Annotated in this window: 18 protein-coding genes; 11 read left to right on the top strand and 7 right to left on the bottom strand. The window is 72.3% G+C overall.

Annotated features, from left to right (window positions below; all coding sequences use genetic code 11):
• Nucleotides 1-60: 60 nt before the first annotated feature.
• A complete protein-coding gene (gene betA / locus ACYF6T_RS03455) occupies nucleotides 61-1,743 on the bottom strand; it encodes a choline dehydrogenase (protein WP_461693272.1) in 1,683 nt (560 codons plus the stop codon).
• 228 nt (nucleotides 1,744-1,971) lie between these two features.
• On the opposite strand from betA, the gene ACYF6T_RS03450 reads away from it, so the two are divergent.
• The 10 genes from ACYF6T_RS03450 to ACYF6T_RS03405 all read left to right on the top strand — a co-directional run bounded on the left by ACYF6T_RS03450 (nucleotide 1,972) and on the right by ACYF6T_RS03405 (nucleotide 10,486).
• Entirely contained in the window at nucleotides 1,972-3,627 is a 1,656-nt protein-coding gene (locus ACYF6T_RS03450; RefSeq protein WP_461693271.1) for an FAD-dependent oxidoreductase, read from the top strand.
• Between the two features lie 170 nt (nucleotides 3,628-3,797).
• Nucleotides 3,798-4,310, top strand: coding sequence for a hypothetical protein (locus tag ACYF6T_RS03445; RefSeq protein WP_461693269.1), 513 nt, complete (start codon nucleotides 3,798-3,800; stop codon nucleotides 4,308-4,310).
• 145 nt (nucleotides 4,311-4,455) lie between these two features.
• Nucleotides 4,456-5,112, top strand: coding sequence for a class F sortase (locus ACYF6T_RS03440; RefSeq protein ID WP_461693268.1), 657 nt, complete (start codon nucleotides 4,456-4,458; stop codon nucleotides 5,110-5,112).
• 154 nt (nucleotides 5,113-5,266) lie between these two features.
• Nucleotides 5,267-6,379, top strand: coding sequence for a SchA/CurD-like domain-containing protein (locus tag ACYF6T_RS03435; RefSeq protein ID WP_461693267.1), 1,113 nt, complete (start codon nucleotides 5,267-5,269; stop codon nucleotides 6,377-6,379).
• A gap of 55 nt (nucleotides 6,380-6,434) precedes the next feature.
• Nucleotides 6,435-6,860: a cupin domain-containing protein gene (locus tag ACYF6T_RS03430; protein ID WP_461693266.1), complete on the top strand. Its 426-nt coding sequence runs from the start codon at nucleotides 6,435-6,437 to the stop codon at nucleotides 6,858-6,860.
• Complete coding sequence (locus ACYF6T_RS03425) at nucleotides 6,857-8,125, top strand: beta-ketoacyl-[acyl-carrier-protein] synthase family protein (protein WP_461693264.1); 1,269 nt, start codon at nucleotides 6,857-6,859, stop codon at nucleotides 8,123-8,125. The genes ACYF6T_RS03430 and ACYF6T_RS03425 overlap by 4 nt, the downstream gene beginning before the upstream one ends.
• Entirely contained in the window at nucleotides 8,122-9,363 is a 1,242-nt protein-coding gene (locus ACYF6T_RS03420) for a ketosynthase chain-length factor (protein WP_461693263.1), read from the top strand. Before ACYF6T_RS03425 ends, ACYF6T_RS03420 begins: the two co-directional genes overlap by 4 nt.
• Before the next feature lie 32 nt (nucleotides 9,364-9,395).
• Nucleotides 9,396-9,653, top strand: a complete 258-nt coding sequence (locus ACYF6T_RS03415) for an acyl carrier protein (RefSeq protein ID WP_461693262.1) — start codon at nucleotides 9,396-9,398, stop codon at nucleotides 9,651-9,653.
• A gap of 1 nt (nucleotide 9,654) precedes the next feature.
• Nucleotides 9,655-10,134 (top strand): SRPBCC family protein, encoded by a 480-nt coding sequence (locus tag ACYF6T_RS03410; protein ID WP_461693261.1) that lies wholly within the window; start codon nucleotides 9,655-9,657, stop codon nucleotides 10,132-10,134.
• 19 nt (nucleotides 10,135-10,153) lie between these two features.
• A complete protein-coding gene (locus ACYF6T_RS03405; protein ID WP_461693260.1) occupies nucleotides 10,154-10,486 on the top strand; it encodes a TcmI family type II polyketide cyclase in 333 nt (110 codons plus the stop codon).
• 66 nt (nucleotides 10,487-10,552) lie between these two features.
• Here the strand turns inward: ACYF6T_RS03405 and ACYF6T_RS03400 are convergent, their stop codons facing one another.
• Both ACYF6T_RS03400 and ACYF6T_RS03395 read right to left on the bottom strand, forming a co-directional pair.
• A complete protein-coding gene (locus ACYF6T_RS03400; RefSeq protein WP_461693258.1) occupies nucleotides 10,553-11,581 on the bottom strand; it encodes a methyltransferase in 1,029 nt (342 codons plus the stop codon).
• 38 nt (nucleotides 11,582-11,619) lie between these two features.
• Complete coding sequence (locus tag ACYF6T_RS03395; protein WP_461693257.1) at nucleotides 11,620-12,678, bottom strand: right-handed parallel beta-helix repeat-containing protein; 1,059 nt, start codon at nucleotides 12,676-12,678, stop codon at nucleotides 11,620-11,622.
• 199 nt (nucleotides 12,679-12,877) lie between these two features.
• Between ACYF6T_RS03395 and ACYF6T_RS03390 the strand changes: the two genes are divergently transcribed.
• Complete coding sequence (locus ACYF6T_RS03390; protein ID WP_461693704.1) at nucleotides 12,878-13,624, top strand: IclR family transcriptional regulator; 747 nt, start codon at nucleotides 12,878-12,880, stop codon at nucleotides 13,622-13,624.
• On the opposite strand, the gene ACYF6T_RS03385 is transcribed toward ACYF6T_RS03390, so the two are convergent.
• The 4 genes from ACYF6T_RS03385 to ACYF6T_RS03370 all read right to left on the bottom strand — a co-directional run.
• On the bottom strand, nucleotides 13,612-14,748 hold the full coding sequence (locus ACYF6T_RS03385) for an aromatic ring-hydroxylating oxygenase subunit alpha (protein ID WP_461693256.1): 1,137 nt from the start codon (nucleotides 14,746-14,748) through the stop codon (nucleotides 13,612-13,614). The two genes, ACYF6T_RS03390 and ACYF6T_RS03385, sit on opposite strands and share 13 nt — an antisense overlap.
• A gap of 35 nt (nucleotides 14,749-14,783) precedes the next feature.
• Nucleotides 14,784-15,938 carry an NAD(P)/FAD-dependent oxidoreductase gene (locus ACYF6T_RS03380; RefSeq protein ID WP_461693255.1) on the bottom strand — a complete coding sequence of 385 codons (1,155 nt, stop codon included), beginning with the start codon at nucleotides 15,936-15,938 and terminating at the stop codon, nucleotides 14,784-14,786.
• Nucleotides 15,935-16,297: a bifunctional 3-phenylpropionate/cinnamic acid dioxygenase ferredoxin subunit gene (locus ACYF6T_RS03375; RefSeq protein WP_461693253.1), complete on the bottom strand. Its 363-nt coding sequence runs from the start codon at nucleotides 16,295-16,297 to the stop codon at nucleotides 15,935-15,937. Before ACYF6T_RS03375 ends, ACYF6T_RS03380 begins: the two co-directional genes overlap by 4 nt.
• Before the next feature lie 140 nt (nucleotides 16,298-16,437).
• Nucleotides 16,438-17,322: S-(hydroxymethyl)mycothiol dehydrogenase (locus ACYF6T_RS03370; RefSeq protein ID WP_461693252.1), on the bottom strand; the 885-nt coding region annotated here is incomplete at its 5' end.

The following is a 17,322-nucleotide window of genomic DNA, read 5'->3' as shown; positions in this document are numbered from 1 at the left end:
AGGGGCCCAAAGGCCCTTGTCCCCGTGGTCAAGGGCCCTTTCCGGCGTGAAAAATCCGCGTTACGGCCGTGTTCGGTCCGCGTGTTTCCGGGCGTCGGGGCGGCGGTAGTAGACGGCCTGCGACGGCGGGAGCGGCTGGTTGCCGAGGATGAGGTCGGCGGCCTTCTCGGCGATCATCATCACCGGCGCGTAGATGTTGCCGTTGGTGACGTAGGGCATGACGGACGCGTCCACCACGCGCAGCCCCTCGACGCCGTGCACCCGCAGGCTCGTGGGGTCGACGACCGCCATCTCGTCGGTGCCCATCTTGCAGGTGCAGGACGGGTGCAGGGCCGTCTCGCCCTCCCTGGCGACCCAGGCGAGGATCTCCTCGTCGCTCTCCACGGACGGCCCGGGCGAGATCTCGCCGCCGTTGTAGGGGGCGAGCGCGGGCTGGTTGAGGATGGTCCGGGCGACGCGGATCGCCTCCACCCACTCGCGGCGGTCCTGCTCGGTGGAGAGGTAGTTGAAGCGCAGGGCGGGGTGTTCGCGCGGATCCCTGCTCCTGATCTTCACCGAGCCGACGGCGTCGGAGTACATCGGCCCGACGTGGACCTGGTAGCCGTGTCCCCCGGCGGGCGAGGAGCCGTCGTAGCGGACGGCGACGGGCAGGAAGTGGAACATCAGGTTGGGGTAGTCGACGTCCTCGTTGCTGCGGGCGAAGCCGCCGGCCTCGAAGTGGTTGGTCGCCGCCGGGCCCTTGCGGAAGAGCCACTGCAGGCCGATGAAGGGGGCCCGCCACTTCGCCAGGTACGGCTGCATGGAGACCGGCTGGAGGCACGCGTACTGGACGTACACCTCCAGGTGGTCCTGCAGGTTCTCGCCGACGCCCGGCAGGTCGTGCACGACGTCCACGCCGAGGGCCCTGAGCTCCCGCGCGTTGCCGACGCCGGAGAGCTGGAGCAGCTGCGGGGAGTTGATGGCGCCGCCGCACAGGATGACCTCCCCGGCGCGGACCTGCTGCAGGGCACCCCGGCCGCGCCGGTACTCGACGCCGACGGCGCGCCTGCCCTCGAACAGGACACGGGTGACGAGGGCACGGGTGCGCACCGTGAGGTTGGGCCGCTTCATGGCGGGCCTGAGATAGGCCTTGGACGCCGACAGCCGCCGTCCGCGGTGGACGTTGCGGTCGAACTTGGCGAAGCCCTCCTGCCGGTAGCCGTTGACGTCGTCGGTGGGTTCGTAGCCGGCTTCCTCGGTGGCCTTCTGGAAGGCGGTGAACAGCGGGTTGTCGGCCGGGCCGCGCTCCAGGACCAGGGGGCCGTCGTGGCCGCGGAACTCGTCGTCCGGGTCGGCGGCCAGGCAGGTCTCCATGCGCCGGAAGTAGGGCAGGCAGTGCGCGTAGTCCCAGGTCTCCATGCCGGGGTCGGCCGCCCAGCGCTCGTAGTCCATGGGGTTGCCGCGCTGGAAGATCATGCCGTTGATGCTGCTGGAGCCGCCGAGCGCCTTGCCGCGGGCGTGGTAGATACGGCGGCCGCCCATGTGGGGCTCGGGCTCGGACTGGTACCGCCAGTCGTAGAACCGGCTGCCGATCGGGTAGGTCAGCGCCGCGGGCATGTGGATGAAGACGTCCCACGGGTAGTCGGGCCGGCCGGCCTCCAGGACCAGGACCCGGTGGGCGGGGTCCGCGGAGAGCCTGTTCGCCAGTGCGCTGCCGGCCGATCCGCCGCCGACGATGACGAAGTCGTAGTGCAGGACAGCCATGGTCCCTCGTCTCGCTCGCGCCGTAGATACGCGACGCATGGTAAAGGAGGTATCGCCATACGCACCAGGTTGCGTGGCACGCAACTTGCCCGACCGGTGTCGTCCCGACACGCCCGCCCGCGCCTGCGGACGGGTGAAATCTGACCTGGCGTCAGCTGCGCGGGGCATGGATGTGGGGCCGGGCCCGATCACGGACGGGCGGTGAAGACGACCTGCCGGAGGCGAGTGATGAGTGAACGAGCACAGCGGGCCGAGGGCCGGGTCCACAGGGTTCCGGTCCTGATCGTCGGCGGTTCCCTGGTGGGCCTGTCGACGTCGCTGTTCCTGGGGCGGCTGGGCGTCGGGCACATGCTGGTCGAGCGGCACGCCGGCACCTCCCGGCACCCGCGCGGCCGCGGCAACAACGTCCGCACGATGGAGCTGTTCCGGGTGGCCGGCGTCGAGCCGGACATCCACCGGGCCGCGGAGACCCTGGCCGGCAACCACGGCATCCTGCAGACGCCCACCCTGGTCGGCGACGCCGGCGAGTGGCTGTTCCGGCAGATCGACCCGGGCGGCGGCCTGGCCCGGTTCAGCCCCAGCGCCTGGTGCCTGTGCAGCCAGAACGACCTGGAGCCGGTCCTGCTGGAGCACGCCGTACGGCTCGGCGGGGACCTGCGCTTCGGCACCGAGCTGCTGTCCTTCGACGCCGACCCGACCGGCGTGAGCGCCGTGGTCAAGAGCCGGGAGACGGGCGAGCACACCACCGTCCGCGCGGACTACCTCGTCGCCGCCGACGGCCCGCGCAGCCCGGTCCGCGAGCAGCTCGGCATCGGCCAGAGCGGGCCCGGGGACCTGTTCCACAACATCAGCATGACGTTCCGCTCCCGCCGCCTGGCCGAGGTCGTCGGCGCGCGCCGCTTCATCGTCTGCTACCTGACCAGCCCCGGCGCCGACGGCGCCCTGCTGCCCGTGGACAACGTGGAGAACTGGGTCTTCCACGCCCCGTGGCACCCCGAACGCGGCGAAACGCTCGCCGACTTCACCGACGAGCGGTGCGTCGCGCACATCCGGCGGGCCGTCGGGGTCGAGGACCTCGACGTGGAGATCACCGGCCGGGCGCCCTGGCACGCCGCCCAGCGCGTGGCCGAGACCTACCGCTCGGGCCGCGTCTTCCTGGCCGGCGACTCGGCCCACGAGATGTCGCCCACCGGCGCGTTCGGTTCCAACACCGGCATCCAGGACGCCCACAACCTCGCCTGGAAGCTGGCCGCGGTGCTCGGCGGCTGGGCGGGCGAGGAGCTGCTGGACACCTACGACGCCGAGCGCCGGCCGGTCGCGGAGGCCACCAGCGCCCGGGCCGCCGCCCGGTCGGCCGAGCACAGCCACCCCGGTTTCGCCCCGCCGCCCCAGGCCGGCGGCGGCCCCCAGCGCGGCATCCTCAACGTCGCCCTCGGCTACCGCTACCCGCGCGGCGCCGTCGTCGGCACCGAGCCGGCCGCCCCGGTCGTCCCGGACGCCCTCGACCTGACCGGCGAGCCCGGCAGCCGGGCCCCCCATCTGTGGGTACGGCACGGCGCCGAGCGCGTCTCCACCCTCGACCTCTACGAGAAGTCCCTGGTCCTGCTCAGCGACGCGGGCGTTCCCGGCGACTGGCACGAGGCCGCCGTCCGTCTCGCCGCGCGGACGTCCCTCCCCCTCGTGTCGTACCGGCTGGGCACCGGACCCGGTGCCGAGCTCGTGCCCGAGGACGGCGTGGACTGGGCCGAGCGGCACGGCACGGCGGCCGGGGGTGCCGTCCTGGTGCGGCCGGACGGGTTCGTGGCGTGGCGTTCGCCCGGGCCGGTGGCGGACGCGGAGTCGACGCTGCGTCAGGTCCTGGCGACGGTGACGGCACTGAGCTGACCTCATCGGGCGGGCGCGGATACCGCCCGCCCGGCCGAGGCCGTTCACCCGGGTGATCGTCTTGAGTGGTGGCGGAGCGCCGCCCCCTTGACGGTGGTTCACGTCGGGGCCGGGTCATTCCAGCTGACGTAGTGCCAGCTGCCCAGGCCTTGGCGGAAGGAAATCGCCCTATGCGCTCTGCTCGCATGCTCCTGGCCACCGCGGCGGCTTCGGCCGTCCTGGCGATCACCGCGCCCGGCGCCTACGCGGCCGACGGCGGCTGGAACCCGGACGACTCCTCCTCGTCCAGCGACGGCTCTTCTTCGTACAGCAAGGAGCACCACAAGGACGGCAGCCACGACGGACCGCGCGGCGGCATGCACACGGGTGGCGGAGCGCTGACCCTCGTGAAGCAGGACGACTCGGGCAGCGGTGCCCGTGACCCGAAGTTCGACCCGAACACCTACAAGGACCGCGGCGGCGACTCCGGCGGCTGGAGCGGCGACCACGACGGGAGCTCGTCGAGCTCGAGCGACTCGGGCGGCTGGAGCGGTGAGCACGACAAGCCGCACGGCGGCATGCACACCGGCGGCGGCGCCCTCGCCACGCCGACGGTGACCGCGGGCGGGCTCGCCGTCCTGGCCGTCGCCGGAACCGGCCTGTACGCGGCGCGCCGCAGGAGGACCGCGGGAAGCGTGGCCTGAGCCATGCCGGACGCGATAGCAGCCCGGGCCGCCACGCCTTCCCCCGGTGGCGGCCCGGCTCGCTCTCCCCGTCCCCTCTCCTCGACTGCCGTGTCCTCAGCTGCCGTGTCCTCAACCGCCGTGCCCGAGCGAGGTGTTCCTTTCGATGGCAGTTCCCTCTCCGCCCCCTGCCGGTGAACCGGCGCGCTCCCGTACCAGCCCCACCGTGATGTGGACCGCGGGCGCGGTGCTCCTGGCGGTCGCCCTGATCGCGGGCCAGGACCCGTCGACCGACACCCCCCGGCAACCGGTCCCCGTGCAGGCGGCCGCCTCGGGTCCGCCCGCCGAGCCGGCGCCCGCGGGACGCCATCTGCCCCGGTCGAGACCGGTGCGCCTGCGCATCCCGAAGATCGGCGTCGACGCGCCCTTCACCGACCTCACCATCGGCCCCACCGGCCAGCTCCAGCCGCCCCCCGCCGACGACACCAACCTCGTCGGCTGGTACGCCAAGGGAGCCTCCCCGGGTGAGGCGGGCACGGCGGTCATCGCCGGGCACGTCGACACCAAGACGTCGGCCGCCGTCTTCGCGGGCCTGGGCGAACTGGAGAAGGGCGACGTCTTCTCCGTGGACCGCGCCGACGGTCGCACCGCCTCCTTCCAGGTCGACGACGCGGAGACCTTCCCCAAGAACGACTTCCCCAGCGACCGCGTCTACGGCGACACTCCCCAGGCCCAGGTCCGGCTGATCACCTGCGCGGGTGACTACGACCGCTCCGTTCGCGACTACACGGACAACCTGGTCGTCTTCGCGCACCTGCTGTGAGGTCACCCGCGTAGTTCACGCGAGTCGCGCGCTTCACAGGCAAGGCACAGGATCGAGGAGCGCCGACCTTGCTCCGAGCGGCCGACGCCCGCCTTCCGCCCCTTGCCCGCCGAGAACTTCCGCCCGCCCCCGCCGAGAAAGAGATGTGCGCAGGATGACCACCACCTCCGAACGTGCCCAGGACTCCCTGACCCGTCAGATCCCGACCCGTGTCTCCCAGTCCGTCTTCGACGGCTCCCGGCTGCGGGTCGTCCTGCTGGTGGACGTCTACGACGGCGCCCAGCAGCAGTTCCTGGAGGCGTACGAGCAGCTGTGCCACCAGGTCGCGTCGGTGCCCGGGCACGTCAGCGACCAGCTGTGCCAGTCCATCGAGAACCCCTCCCAGTGGCTGATCACCAGCGAGTGGGAGAGCGCCCCGCCGTTCCTCGCCTGGGTCAACAGCGAGGAGCACGTGCGGATGGTGGAGCCGCTGCACAGCTGCGTCCGCGACACCCGCTCGCTGCGCTTCCACGTCGTACGCGAGACCGGAGGCCCCGCCGCGGACGCCGAGCGCCGGCTGCAGAGCTCGCCCCGGATCGGCGACGGCGTCATCCGCCACGCCCTCACCTTCACCGTCAGACCGGGCAGCGAGGAGAGGGTCCAGAAGATCCTCGCCGACTACGCCTCCCCCGAGCCGAAGGTCGACGACACCACCCGGCTGTGCCGCACCTCCCTGTTCATGCACGGCAACCGGGTGGTGCGCGCCATCGAGGTCAAGGGTGACCTGCTCGCCGCCCTGCGCCACGTCGCCCGCCAGCCCGAGGTGCGCGCCGTCGAGGAGGCCATCAACCCCTACCTGGAGCAGGACCGGGACCTCGACGACCCCGAGTCGGCCCGGGTGTTCTTCACCCGCGCGGCCCTGCCCGCCGTCCACCACGTGACCGCGGACCAGCAGGACGCGCGGGCGGAGCGGCACGCCCTGTACTACCCGGCGCGGCCCGGACAGGGCATGCGGCTCGCCGAACTGCTCGCCCGGCAGGACGAGGCGGCGGCGGACGACCCGCGCGGCCCCGTCCTGCGCAGCACCATCTTCCAGCGCGACGACATCGTGGTCCGGCTGATCGACGTGCGCGGCGGGCTGGACAGCGCCTCCCCCGCGCCGTTCCTCGGCCTCACCGACCCCGCCCAGGTGTCGGAGCTGACCACCTTCCCCGACGGCGATCTGACCCGGGTGCTCGAAGCCGCCCGGATGGATCTCGTCACCGACCGCCGTTCGCCCGACGCCTGAGCGCGACGGCCCTCTCCCCCACCCTGCCCGTGCAGCGCATGATCGGAGCACCTTCGTGACCACTTCCCGTCCCAGAATCGTGGCTCTGAACGAGATCGAGCCCAACACCCGCCGCGGCGGCGATCTGCGCGCCCTGCTCAGCCCCGCCACGGTCGGCTCCACCAGCGGCTTCATGGGTGTCGCCATCGTGCAGCCCGGCGACCGCATCGCCGAGCACTACCACCCGTACTCCGAGGAGTTCGTCTACGTCCTGTGCGGGCAGCTGGAGGTGGACCTCGACGGCGAGCCCCACCCGCTCCAGCCCGAGCAGGGGCTGATGATCCCGGCCCACATGCGCCACCGCTTCCGCAACGTGGGCAACATCGAGGCCCGCATCGTCTTCCACCTCGGCCCGCTGGCCCCGAGCCCGCCGCTCGGCCATGTGGACACCGAGGAGACGGACGCCGCCCCGGTGGCCGGCCGAGATCGGGTCGTGTCGTGAGCAGGCGCGTGGCCGTCACCGGGATAGGCGTGGTCGCGCCCGGCGGCATCGGGGTGCCGGCGTTCTGGGGCCTGCTGGCCGAGGGACGTACGGCGACCCGGGGCATCACGTTCTTCGATCCGGTCGGACTGCGGTCCCGGATCGCCGCCGAGTGCGACTTCGATCCCGGGGCGCACGGACTGGACGCGGAGCAGGTCGCGCGCTGCGACCGCTACATCCAGTTCGCGCTGGTCGCGGGTGAGGAGGCGGTCCGGGACGCCGGGCTCGACCTCGGCCGGGAGGACCCCTGGCGGGTCGGGGTGTCGCTGGGCACCGCGGTCGGCGGCACCACCCGGCTGGAGCACGACTACGTCCTGGTCAGCCTGGGCGGGCAGCGCTGGGACGTGGACGACCGCGAGGCCGGCCCGCATCTGCACCGCGCCTTCGCGCCGAGCACCCTCGCCTCGACGGTGGCGGAACGGTTCGGGGCGTGCGGGCCGGTGCAGACCGTCTCCACGGGCTGCACCTCCGGGCTGGACGCGGTGGGCTACGCCTTCCACACCATCGAGGAGGGCCGGGCCGACGTGTGCATCGCCGGCGCCTCGGACTCCCCCATCTCCCCCATCACCATGGCCTGCTTCGACGCCATCAAGGCCACATCCCCCAACAACGACGACCCGGCGCACGCCTCCCGCCCCTTCGACGCCGACCGCAACGGGTTCGTCATGGGCGAGGGCGGAGCCGTCCTCGTCCTGGAGGAGCTCGAACACGCCCGGGCCCGGGGCGCGCACGTGTACTGCGAGCTCAGCGGCTACGCCACCTTCGGCAACGCCTACCACATGACCGGGCTGACCAAGGAGGGAGTGGAGATGGCCCGCGCCATCGAGCACGCCCTCGGCCACGCCCGTCTCGACCCGACGGCGATCGACTACGTCAACGCGCACGGCTCGGGCACCCAGCAGAACGACCGGCACGAGACCGCCGCGGTCAAACGGGCCCTGGGCGCGCACGCCTACGACACCCCCATGAGCTCCATCAAGTCCATGGTGGGCCACTCCCTGGGCGCGATCGGCGCGATCGAGGTCGTCGCCTGTGTGCTGGCCCTGGCCCACCAGGTGGTCCCGCCCACCGCCAACTACGAGACCCCGGACCCCGAGTGCGACCTGGACTACGTGCCGCGCACGGCCCGCGAGCGCCGCCTGGACAGCGTGCTCTCCGTCGGCAGCGGGTTCGGGGGCTTCCAGTCCGCGGTGGTCCTGTCCCGGCCGAGGGAGCAGAGACGATGAGCGAACCGTATCCACGGCGTGCCGCCGTCACCGGGATCGGCGTGGTCGCGCCGGGCGGCACCGGCACCGACGCCTTCTGGAAGTCCACCGGCGAAGGCATCGGCGTCCTGGACCGCGTCACCCGCGAGGGCTGTACGCACCTGCCGCTGCGGGTGGCCGGCGAGGTCCGCGACTTCGACGCCGCCGCGGCGGTGGAGGAGCGGTACCTCGTGCAGACCGACCGCTTCACGCACTTCGCGCTGGCGGCGGCCGACCAGGCGCTGGACGACGCCGAACTGGGCCGGGCCGACACCGAGGACGCGCCGTTCTCCGTCGGCGTGGTCACCGCGGCCGGCTCCGGCGGCGGCGAGTTCGGGCAGCGGGAGCTGCAGCAACTGTGGGGCAAGGGCAGCCGGTTCGTCGGCCCGTACCAGTCGATCGCCTGGTTCTACGCCGCCAGCACCGGCCAGATCTCCATCCGGCGCGGCTTCAAGGGGCCGTGCGGGGTGGTCGCCTCCGACGAGGCGGGCGGCCTGGACGCCCTCGCGCACGCGGCCCGCGCGGTGCGCCGGGGCACCGACGTGGTGGTGGCCGGCTCCACCGAGGCACCGCTCGCGCCCTACTCGGTGGTGTGCCAGCTCGGCTATCCGGAGCTGAGCACCGAGGCGGACCCGGACCGCGCCTACCGCCCGTTCACCTCCGCCGCCTGCGGGTTCGTGCCCGCCGAGGGCGGCGCCATGCTGGTGGTGGAGAACGAGCGGTCGGCGCGCGAGCGCGGTGCGGGCGTGCAGGCCTGGCTCGCCGGGCACGCGGCGACCTTCACCGGCGCCTCCCGCTGGGAGGAGTCCCGGGCGGGGCTCGCCCACGCCATCCGGGGCGCGCTGACCGAGGCGCGCTGCGCGCCGGAGGAGATCGACGTGGTCTTCGCCGACGCCCTGGGCGTGCCGGAGGCCGACCGTGCCGAGGCGCTGGCGATCGCCGACGCGCTGGGCGCGCACGGCCGGCGCGTGCCGGTCACGGCGCCGAAGACCGGGATCGGGCGCGCTTTCGGCGCCGCTCCCGTGCTGGACGTGGCGGCTGCCGTGCTGGCGATGCGGCACGGCGTGATCCCGCCCACCCCGAACGTCTTCGACGTCTGCCACGACCTCGACCTCGTGACCGGCCGCGCCCGTGCCGCCGAACCACGCACGGCGCTGGTCCTCAGCCGAGGGCTCATGGGGTCGAACTCGGCGCTGGTGCTGCGGCACGGCGCCACCTGACGAACCGTCAACGAGCGAAGGAGAACCACCGCATGAGTGACCGCATCACCGTGGAAGAACTGTCCGAGCTGATGAAGAAGGCCGCGGGCGTCACCGTCTCGCCCGCGGACCTCCAGCGGGGCTACGACTCCGGCTTCGACGCCCTGGGCATCGACTCGCTCGGACTGCTGGGCATCGTCGGCGAGTTGGAGAACCGCTACGGCACGCCGATGCCGCCGGACGCCGAACGCAGCAAGACGCCCCGGCAGTTCCTCGACCAGGTCAACGGCGCCCTGCCGGCGGGGGCGTGACATGAGCGGACACACCGAGAACGAGATCACCATCGCCGCGCCGCTGGACCTGGTGTGGGACATGACGAACGACGTGGCGGGCTGGCCGCGGCTGTTCAGCGAGTACGCCTCCGCCGAGATCCTCTCCCGGGAGGGGAACAAGGTCACCTTCCGGCTGACCATGCACCCCGACGAGAACGGCAAGGTGTGGAGCTGGGTCTCGGAGCGGGAGGCCGACCGCGACACGCTCACCGTCCGGGCCCGCCGGGTGGAGACCGGGCCCTTCGACCACATGAACATCGTGTGGCGGTACGAGGAGCTCCCCCAGGGCGTGCGGATGGTGTGGACGCAGGACTTCGCCATGAAGCCCGAGGCGCCGGTCGACGACGACTGGATGACCGACAACATCAACCGCAACTCCAAGGTCCAACTGGCGCTGATCCGCGACCGGATCGAGAAGACCGCCGCCGAGCGGGGCCTCGCGCCCGGCCTGACCGACTGAGCCGGACGGAGCACACCTCATGCACCAGGCGCTGATCGTCGCCCGGATGGCCCCGGGCTCGGCCCAGGACATCGCCAAGATCTTCGCGGAGTCCGACCGGGGCGAACTGCCGCACCTCGTCGGGGTGGTCCGGCGCAGCCTGTTCCAGTTCGGCGACGTCTACCTGCACCTCATCGAGTCCGAGCGCGACCCCGGACCCGCCATCGCCAGGGTCGCCGACCACCCCGAGTTCCGGGGCGTCAGCGAGCGTCTCGCGTCGTACGTCAGCGCGTACGACCCGGAGACCTGGCGGTCCCCCAAGGACGCCATGGCCCAGCGCTTCTACCTGTGGGAGCGCGACCCGGCCGGCTGATCCCGTACACGACCGGTGGCCGGACCGCGGCGTCGCGGGTCCGGCCACCGGTCGTGTGACGGGCGCTCAGTCCGGCACGTGGCAGTCGAAGGCGTGCAGGTAGGGGTTGACGGGGCTGATGTCGTCGATCACCAGTCCCGCCGCGGTGATCCGGCTCACCATGCTGTCCGTGGTGTGCTTGGCCCCGCCCACGTTGAGCAGCAGCAACAGGTCCATGGCGGTGCTGAAGCGCATGGAGGGCGTGTCGTCGACGAGGTTCTCGATGACGACGACCCGGGTGCCCGGGCCGCCCGCGTCGCGGACGTTGCGCAGGGTGCGCGCGGTGGACTCGTCGTCCCACTCCAGGATGTTCTTGATGATGTAGACGTCGGCCCGCACCGGTACCGCAACCCGGCAGTCGCCGCCGAGGATCTGCACCCGGTCCGCGAGCGCGCCGCCCGCCAGCAGCCGCGGATCGGCGTTCTCCACCACCCGCGGCAGGTCCAGCAGCGTCCCCCGCATCGACGGGTACTTCTCCAGCAGGCTCGCCACGACGTGCCCCTGGCCGCCGCCGATGTCGGCCACCGAGGAACTCCCGGACAAATCCAGGAGTTCGGCGACGTCCCGCGCGGACTGCACGCTGGAGGTGGTCATGGCGCGGTTGAAGACGTCCGCCGACTCGGGGGCGTCCTCGTTGAGGTACTGGAAGAACTCCTTGCCGTACAGGTCGTGGACGACGTTGCGGCCGCTGCGCACGGCCTCGTCCAGCTTCGGCCACGCGTCCCAGGTCCACGGCTCCGTGCACCACAGGGCGATGGCCCGCAGGCTGTGCGGGTCGTCCTCGCGCAGCAGCCGGGAGACGTCGGTGTGCGCGAACGTCCCGTCCGGCCGCTCGGCGAAGACGCCGTAGCAGGACAGGGCCCGCAACAGCCGCCGCAGCGGCTGGGGTTCGGTCTTCACCGCGGCCGCGAGGTCCTTGGCGGTCATGGGGTCCTCGCCGAGCGCGTCGGCGACCCCGAGCCGGGCCGCCGCGCGCAGGGCGGCGGCGCAGGCCGCCCCGAAGACGAGTTCCCGCAGCCGCATGGAGGGCGGTGGGGCGGTCGGTGCGGTCGTCATGTGCCGCCTTTCTTCGTCGGGTCGAGCGGTGGGGCCGGTCAGCACAGGCCGGCCGGGCGGGAGGCCCGGCAGGTGTTGCCGGCGAAGGTGTTGCCCGCGCCGGGGTCGGCGTTGACGAGGTCGGCGGGGGCGTTGTCCCGCAGCACGTTGCCGGTGATGCGGTTGTGGTCGCTGGTGACGCCCACGAAGCTCTTGAACAGGACGATGCCGCCCGACAGCGGCGAGTCGCCGGCGTTGCCGGTGATCGTGTTGCGGGTGATGAGGGTGTTCTCGGCGCCGGTCAGGACGATGCCGGAGCCCTGGATCGCGGGCAGCCGGTCGGTCTTGGGGCAGGACTTGTTGTTGCGCACGATGCGGTTGCCGCGCACGGTCAGGTCGCCGGCCTTGGGCTTGTTCTCGTCGCCGACGACGAACACGGCCGCGCAGTTGCCGGTGAGGTGGTTGCCGGCGACGGTGAGGTCGCGCAGGCGGCGGACGGTGATGCCGATCCGGTTGCCCTGCAGGCGGTTGTGCTCGACCAGCGTGCCGTGGGTGTCGGTCGCGCCTTCCTCGCTCTTGATGGTGTTGGCGAGGAACAGGCCCGCGTCGCCGTTGTCCCGGGCGGTGTTGTCGCGGAAGACGCCGCGCACGGAGTGTTCCTGGGCGATGCCCCACACGCCGTTCTTCACGGCGGTCACGTTCCTGACGGTCAGCCGGTCGGTCGCCATGGCGAACACGCCGGTGCGGGCGAAGCCGGTCACCGTCAGGTCGGCCACGGTGACCCCCTCGACGTCGTGGTCCTTGGTGCCGACGACGCAGATGCCGTTGCCGCCTTCCTCGCAGCTGGCCGCGGCCTTCTTGGTGCCCGGCATGACGACCACCTCGCCGCCGGTGCCCCGCAGGGTCAGATGGGGCGTGGTCACCTTCACGCTTCCGTGATAGGTCCCCGGGGTCACCAGCACGGTGTCCCCGGGAGCGGCGGCGTCCACCGCCTTCTGGATGGAGTCGCCGGGGAAGACCAGGTGGGTCGTGGGCACCGAGGCCGGCGGTGCGGCACCGAGGCCCGCGCCGAGGATCGCTGCGGTGCACGCCAGGTATGCGATGCGGCATTTATTCATATTCAGTACGTTATGGTCCGATGTGCCGCGAGCGGGCGGGATGGGCCATCCGGAGGCGTGTCACGCCCTCCGTCCGTACCAGAGGAAAGGGCCTGGTCAGCGTCGCCGCGGTAAACACGTTGTACCGTACTGCGCGTATAGTTTCGCTGTGAGCAACCACAGCCAAGAGACCGAAACGTCAAGTTCGCAGGCCGGCGGGGTGCAGTCGGTCGATCGCGCCATCAGCGTCCTGGAGATCCTGGCCCAGCGTGGCGAGGCGGGCGTCAGCGAGGTCGCCGCCGAGATCGATGTTCACAAGTCCACCGCGTTCCGCCTGCTCGGCGCCCTGGAGGCGCGCGGTCTGGTGGAGCAGGCGGGCGAGCGCGGCAAGTACCGGCTCGGCTTCGGCATCGTCCGGCTGGCCGGCGCGGTCGCCGGCCGGCTCGACATCACCCAGCAGGGCCGGCCGGTCTGCGAGCGCCTCGCCGAGGAGATCGGCGAGACCATCAACATCGCCGTGATGCAGGAGCACTTCGCGATCAACCTGTACCAGGTGCGCGGCCCGGCGGCCGTCGCCGCGCACAACTGGGTCGGCGAGCTGACCCCGCTGCACGCCACCTCCAGCGGCAAGATCCTGCTGGCGCACCTGCCCGCCGCACGGCGTGCCGAGGTGCTGGCGGAGGCCGGTCTGAAGAAGGTCACCCCGCACACCATCACCGCGAAGGCGAAGCTGGAGAAGAACCTCGCCGAGGCGCGGGAGCGCGGGTACGCCTGGACGCTGGAGGAACTGGAGATCGGCCTGCACGCCATGGCCGCCCCGGTCCGCGACCAGGACGGCGAGGTCGTCGCGGCACTGAGCGCCTCCGGGCCCTCGTACCGGTTCACCGAGGAGCGGCTGCACGAGCTGGCTCCGGTGCTGCTCAAGGGCGCGGAGGAGATCAGCCACCGCATGGGCTACCTGGGCTGACCCGCCCTTCCCAGGCGCTCCTCGACCCAGGCGTGGAAGGCGCCGATGTGGTGCTCGCTGGGCACCAGCACGCCGCCCTTGGCGTACATCCGGGAGCTCATGCCGGGCTGCGTGCGCTCGCAGGCCTCGAAGTCCTGCCGGTTGACCCGGTCGAAGAGCTCCACGGACCGGCTGACGTCCTCGCCGCCGTCGACGACGTGCGGGAGGTAGAGCCAGTCGCACTCGACGACCGTGCGGTCCACGGCCATCGGGTACATCCGGTGGAAGATCACGTGGTCGGGCACGAGGTTGACGAAGACCTGCGGCCTCACCGTGATCGCGTAGTAGCGCCGGTCCTGGTCGTCGGAGATCCCCGGGATGCGGTCCAGCCCCTCGGAGCCGTCCACGGTGAAGCCCCGCACCTCGTCACCGAACTCGGCGCCGTGGCCGACGTAGTACTGGGCGGCGTAGCCGTCGGCGAACTCCGGCAGCACCTCGGTGAGTTCGGGGTGGATCGTGGCGCAGTGGTAGCACTCCATGAAGTTCTCGACGATGAGCTTCCAGTTGGCCCTGACGTCGTACACGATCCGCCGGCCGACGGAGAGGTTTTCGATGTCGTAGTGCTCGATGGACTCGGTGTCGCCCAGCCGTTCGACGACCGCCCCGATGACGTCCTCCTCGAAGGAGGGCGGGTTCTCCGCGAGGCACACCCACACATAGCCGAGCCACTCGCGCACGGCCACGCTCACCAGCCCGTACTCGGTGCGGCCGACGTCGGGCATCCTGGTGAGGTTCGGGGCCGCGACGAGCTTGCCGTTCAGGTCGTACGTCCAGGCGTGGTACGGGCATTGGAAGGCCCGCCTGACCTCGCCGCTGTCCTCGGTGCAGATCCTGGCCCCGCGGTGCCGGCAGACGTTGAAGAACGCGCGGACCGAGTGGTCCCGGGCGCGGGTGACGAGGATGCTCTCGCGGCCCACCTGGACGGTGCGGAAGGCGCCGGGCGCGGCCAGGTCGGCGGCGCGCGCGACGCAGAACCACATGGTCTCGAAGATGTGCTCCTGCTCCTGGGCGAAGACCCCGGGATCGGTGTAGGCGGAGCCGGGGAGGGTGGCGATCAGGCTGTCCGGCAGGCTGGTGGGGGTCACGGTGCGCTCCTCGGGGAACGTCGGGGCGGGGTCATTCACGCGGCGAGCTGCTTGCGCCAGCGGGTGAACAGGCGCGGCTGGTTCATCCCGAGCACGGCGACCGGCCGGCCCGAACTCCGGTAGACGGCGAGGACGTCGCGGTCCTCCGCGGCACCGGCCTCGACGGTCACGCTGTCGGCCCCCGCCGCGTGCCCCGCGAACTGGATCCGCACGCCGTACTGGTCGGACCAGAAGTACGGCGGCCGGGGCACCGCCGGCTCCACCGCGCCCCCGGCGAGCAGCGCGGCCACGGCGGCGTCGGGCCGTTCGCGCGCGCCGGTCCAGTGCTCGACGCGGCGATGCGCTCCCGCGCGCGGGTCGTAGCAGTTGGCGCAGTCGCCGACGGCGACCACGCCGGCCAGGGCGGTGCGCCCGTCGGCACCGCACGTGACGCCGTTGCCGAGTTCGACGCCGGAGCCCGCCAGCCACCCGACGCACGGAGTCGCGCCCACGCCCACCACGACCACGTCGGCGGGGATGCCGCGGCCGTCCTCGAGCAGGACGGCGTCGACCCGGCGCTCCCCGCTCAGTCCCTTGACGCCGACGCCGCACAACAGCCGTACGCCGTGGTCCGCGTGGAGGCCGGAGACGACGGCGCCCATGGCCGGGCCGAGCGGTCCGGCGAGCGGGGTCCCGGCCGCCTCGACCACCGTCACGTCGAGGCCGAGCGCGCGGGCGGTGGAGGCGACCTCGGCGCCGACGAAACCGGCGCCGATCACCACCAGCCGTCCGCCGAGGGCGAGTTCGGCGCGCAGCGCGCGGGCGTCGTCCAGGGTGCGCAGGGTGTGCACCCCGGCCAGCCCCTCGCTGCCGGGCAGGGTGCGGGCGGCGGCGCCGGTGGCGATGACCACGCCGTCGGCGCGCACCTCGCGTTCGTCGCCGAGGCGTACGGCCCGCCGGGCGGGGTCGAGTGCGGTGGCGCGGGCGCCGAGCAGCCACTGCGCGTCCAGGTCCTCGTCGTCCGTCTCCAGCGCGAGATCCGCTTCGCCGAGGGTGCCGGCCAGAAACTCCTTGGACAACGGGGGCCTGTCGTACGGGCGGTGGAGCTCGTCGCCGATGACGACCAGCCGGCCGTCGTAGCCCCGCTTGCGCAGCGAGCGCGCCGCCGACAGGCCGGCCAGCGACGCGCCCACCACCGCGACGGTCCTCACGCGGGGCCTTGGGCGAGCCGGGAGGCGACGCAGGGCGGCAGGTTGGGGGCGTCGGTGGACAGCCGGACGTAGACCATGCCGTCCTCGACGACGACCTCGTGCGTACGCACCGGGAGCTTCGCCGGCGGGGCGTCGACGGCACCGGTGCGCAGGTCGAACTTCGAGGCGTGCAGCGGGCATTCCACCTCGCAGCCCTCCAGCCAGCCGTCGGCGAGCGAGGCGTCCTGGTGGGTGCAGGTGTCGTCGAGGGCGAAGACCTCGCCGTCGTCGGTGTGGAACACCGAGACCGGCGGGTCGAGGTCGAGCCGGAGGGCCTCGCCTCGCGGGAGATCCGCGAGACGGCACGCGGGAATCATCATGACACCTCGGTGCGTATAGCGAAACGGATTGCGTCGAGCGCAACTTCAGTCTGAGGTTGCGCCAGAACGCTTGTCAAGGAGTTCCAGAGCCGGGCCGGGCCGGTGCCGAACAGGCCCTCCGGGAGGGCCGGAAGAGCAGGTCAGAGGAGCACGACCGAGCGCAGCACGTCGCCGTCGCGCATCCGCTCGAAGGCCTTCTCCACCTCGTCCAGCGCGATGGTCTCGGTGACGAACTTGTCCAGGGGCAGGCGGCCTTGCAGGTGGAGATCGACGAGCATCGGGAAGTCGCGGCTCGGCAGGCAGTCGCCGTACCAGGAGGACTTCAAAGCGCCGCCACGGCCGAAGACGTCCAGCAGCGGCAGTTCCAGCCTCATCTCCGGGGTGGGGACGCCGACCAGGACGACCGTGCCGGCCAGATCACGGGCGTAGAAGGCCTGCCGGTACGTCTCCGGGCGGCCGACCGCCTCGATGACGACGTCGGCACCGAACCCACCGGTCAGCTCCCGGATCGCCTCGACCGCGTCGGTCTCCTTGGAGTTGACGGTGTGCGTGGCGCCCATCGACCGGGCGGTGGCCAGCTTCCGGTCGTCGATGTCCACCGCGATGATCTTCGCCGCGCCCGCCAGGTTCGACCCGGCGATCGCGGCATCGCCCACGCCACCGCACCCGATGACGGCGACCGAGTCGCCGCGGCCGACGCCGCCCGTGTTGATGGCCGCACCGATGCCCGCCATGACCCCGCAGCCCAGCAGACCAGCCACCTGCGGGGACACCGCGGGGTCGACCTTGGTGCACTGCCCCGCGGCGACCAGCGTCTTCTCCGCGAACGCCCCGATCCCCAGGGCCGGCGACAGCTCCGTGCCGTCGGTCAGCGTCATCCTCTGCCCGGCGTTGTGGGTGTCGAAGCAGTACCAGGGCCGCCCGCGCAGACAAGCACGGCACTGCCCGCACACCGCACGCCAGTTGAGGATGACGAAGTCACCCGGGGCCACGTCGGTGACGCCGTCACCGACCGACTCGACGAT

The organism is Streptomyces sp. 7R007, from assembly GCF_054850255.1.
The sequence above is the reverse complement of the archived record's forward strand: the minus strand, read 5'-3'. Positions and strand labels throughout refer to the sequence as shown.

Bases quoted from the DNA above. Each gene is read 5' to 3' on its own strand.
- betA (WP_461693272.1), bottom strand. From the start codon at position 1,743: ATGGCTGTCCTGCACTACGACTTCGTCATCGTCGGCGGCGGATCGGCC.
- ACYF6T_RS03450 (WP_461693271.1), top strand. From the start codon at position 1,972: ATGAGTGAACGAGCACAGCGGGCCGAGGGCCGGGTCCACAGGGTTCCG.
- ACYF6T_RS03445 (WP_461693269.1), top strand. From the start codon at position 3,798: ATGCGCTCTGCTCGCATGCTCCTGGCCACCGCGGCGGCTTCGGCCGTC.
- ACYF6T_RS03440 (WP_461693268.1), top strand. From the start codon at position 4,456: ATGGCAGTTCCCTCTCCGCCCCCTGCCGGTGAACCGGCGCGCTCCCGT.
- ACYF6T_RS03435 (WP_461693267.1), top strand. From the start codon at position 5,267: ATGACCACCACCTCCGAACGTGCCCAGGACTCCCTGACCCGTCAGATC.
- ACYF6T_RS03420 (WP_461693263.1), top strand. From the start codon at position 8,122: ATGAGCGAACCGTATCCACGGCGTGCCGCCGTCACCGGGATCGGCGTG.
- ACYF6T_RS03415 (WP_461693262.1), top strand. From the start codon at position 9,396: ATGAGTGACCGCATCACCGTGGAAGAACTGTCCGAGCTGATGAAGAAG.
- ACYF6T_RS03410 (WP_461693261.1), top strand. From the start codon at position 9,655: ATGAGCGGACACACCGAGAACGAGATCACCATCGCCGCGCCGCTGGAC.
- ACYF6T_RS03405 (WP_461693260.1), top strand. From the start codon at position 10,154: ATGCACCAGGCGCTGATCGTCGCCCGGATGGCCCCGGGCTCGGCCCAG.
- ACYF6T_RS03400 (WP_461693258.1), bottom strand. From the start codon at position 11,581: ATGACGACCGCACCGACCGCCCCACCGCCCTCCATGCGGCTGCGGGAA.
- ACYF6T_RS03395 (WP_461693257.1), bottom strand. From the start codon at position 12,678: ATGAATAAATGCCGCATCGCATACCTGGCGTGCACCGCAGCGATCCTC.
- ACYF6T_RS03375 (WP_461693253.1), bottom strand. From the start codon at position 16,297: ATGATGATTCCCGCGTGCCGTCTCGCGGATCTCCCGCGAGGCGAGGCC.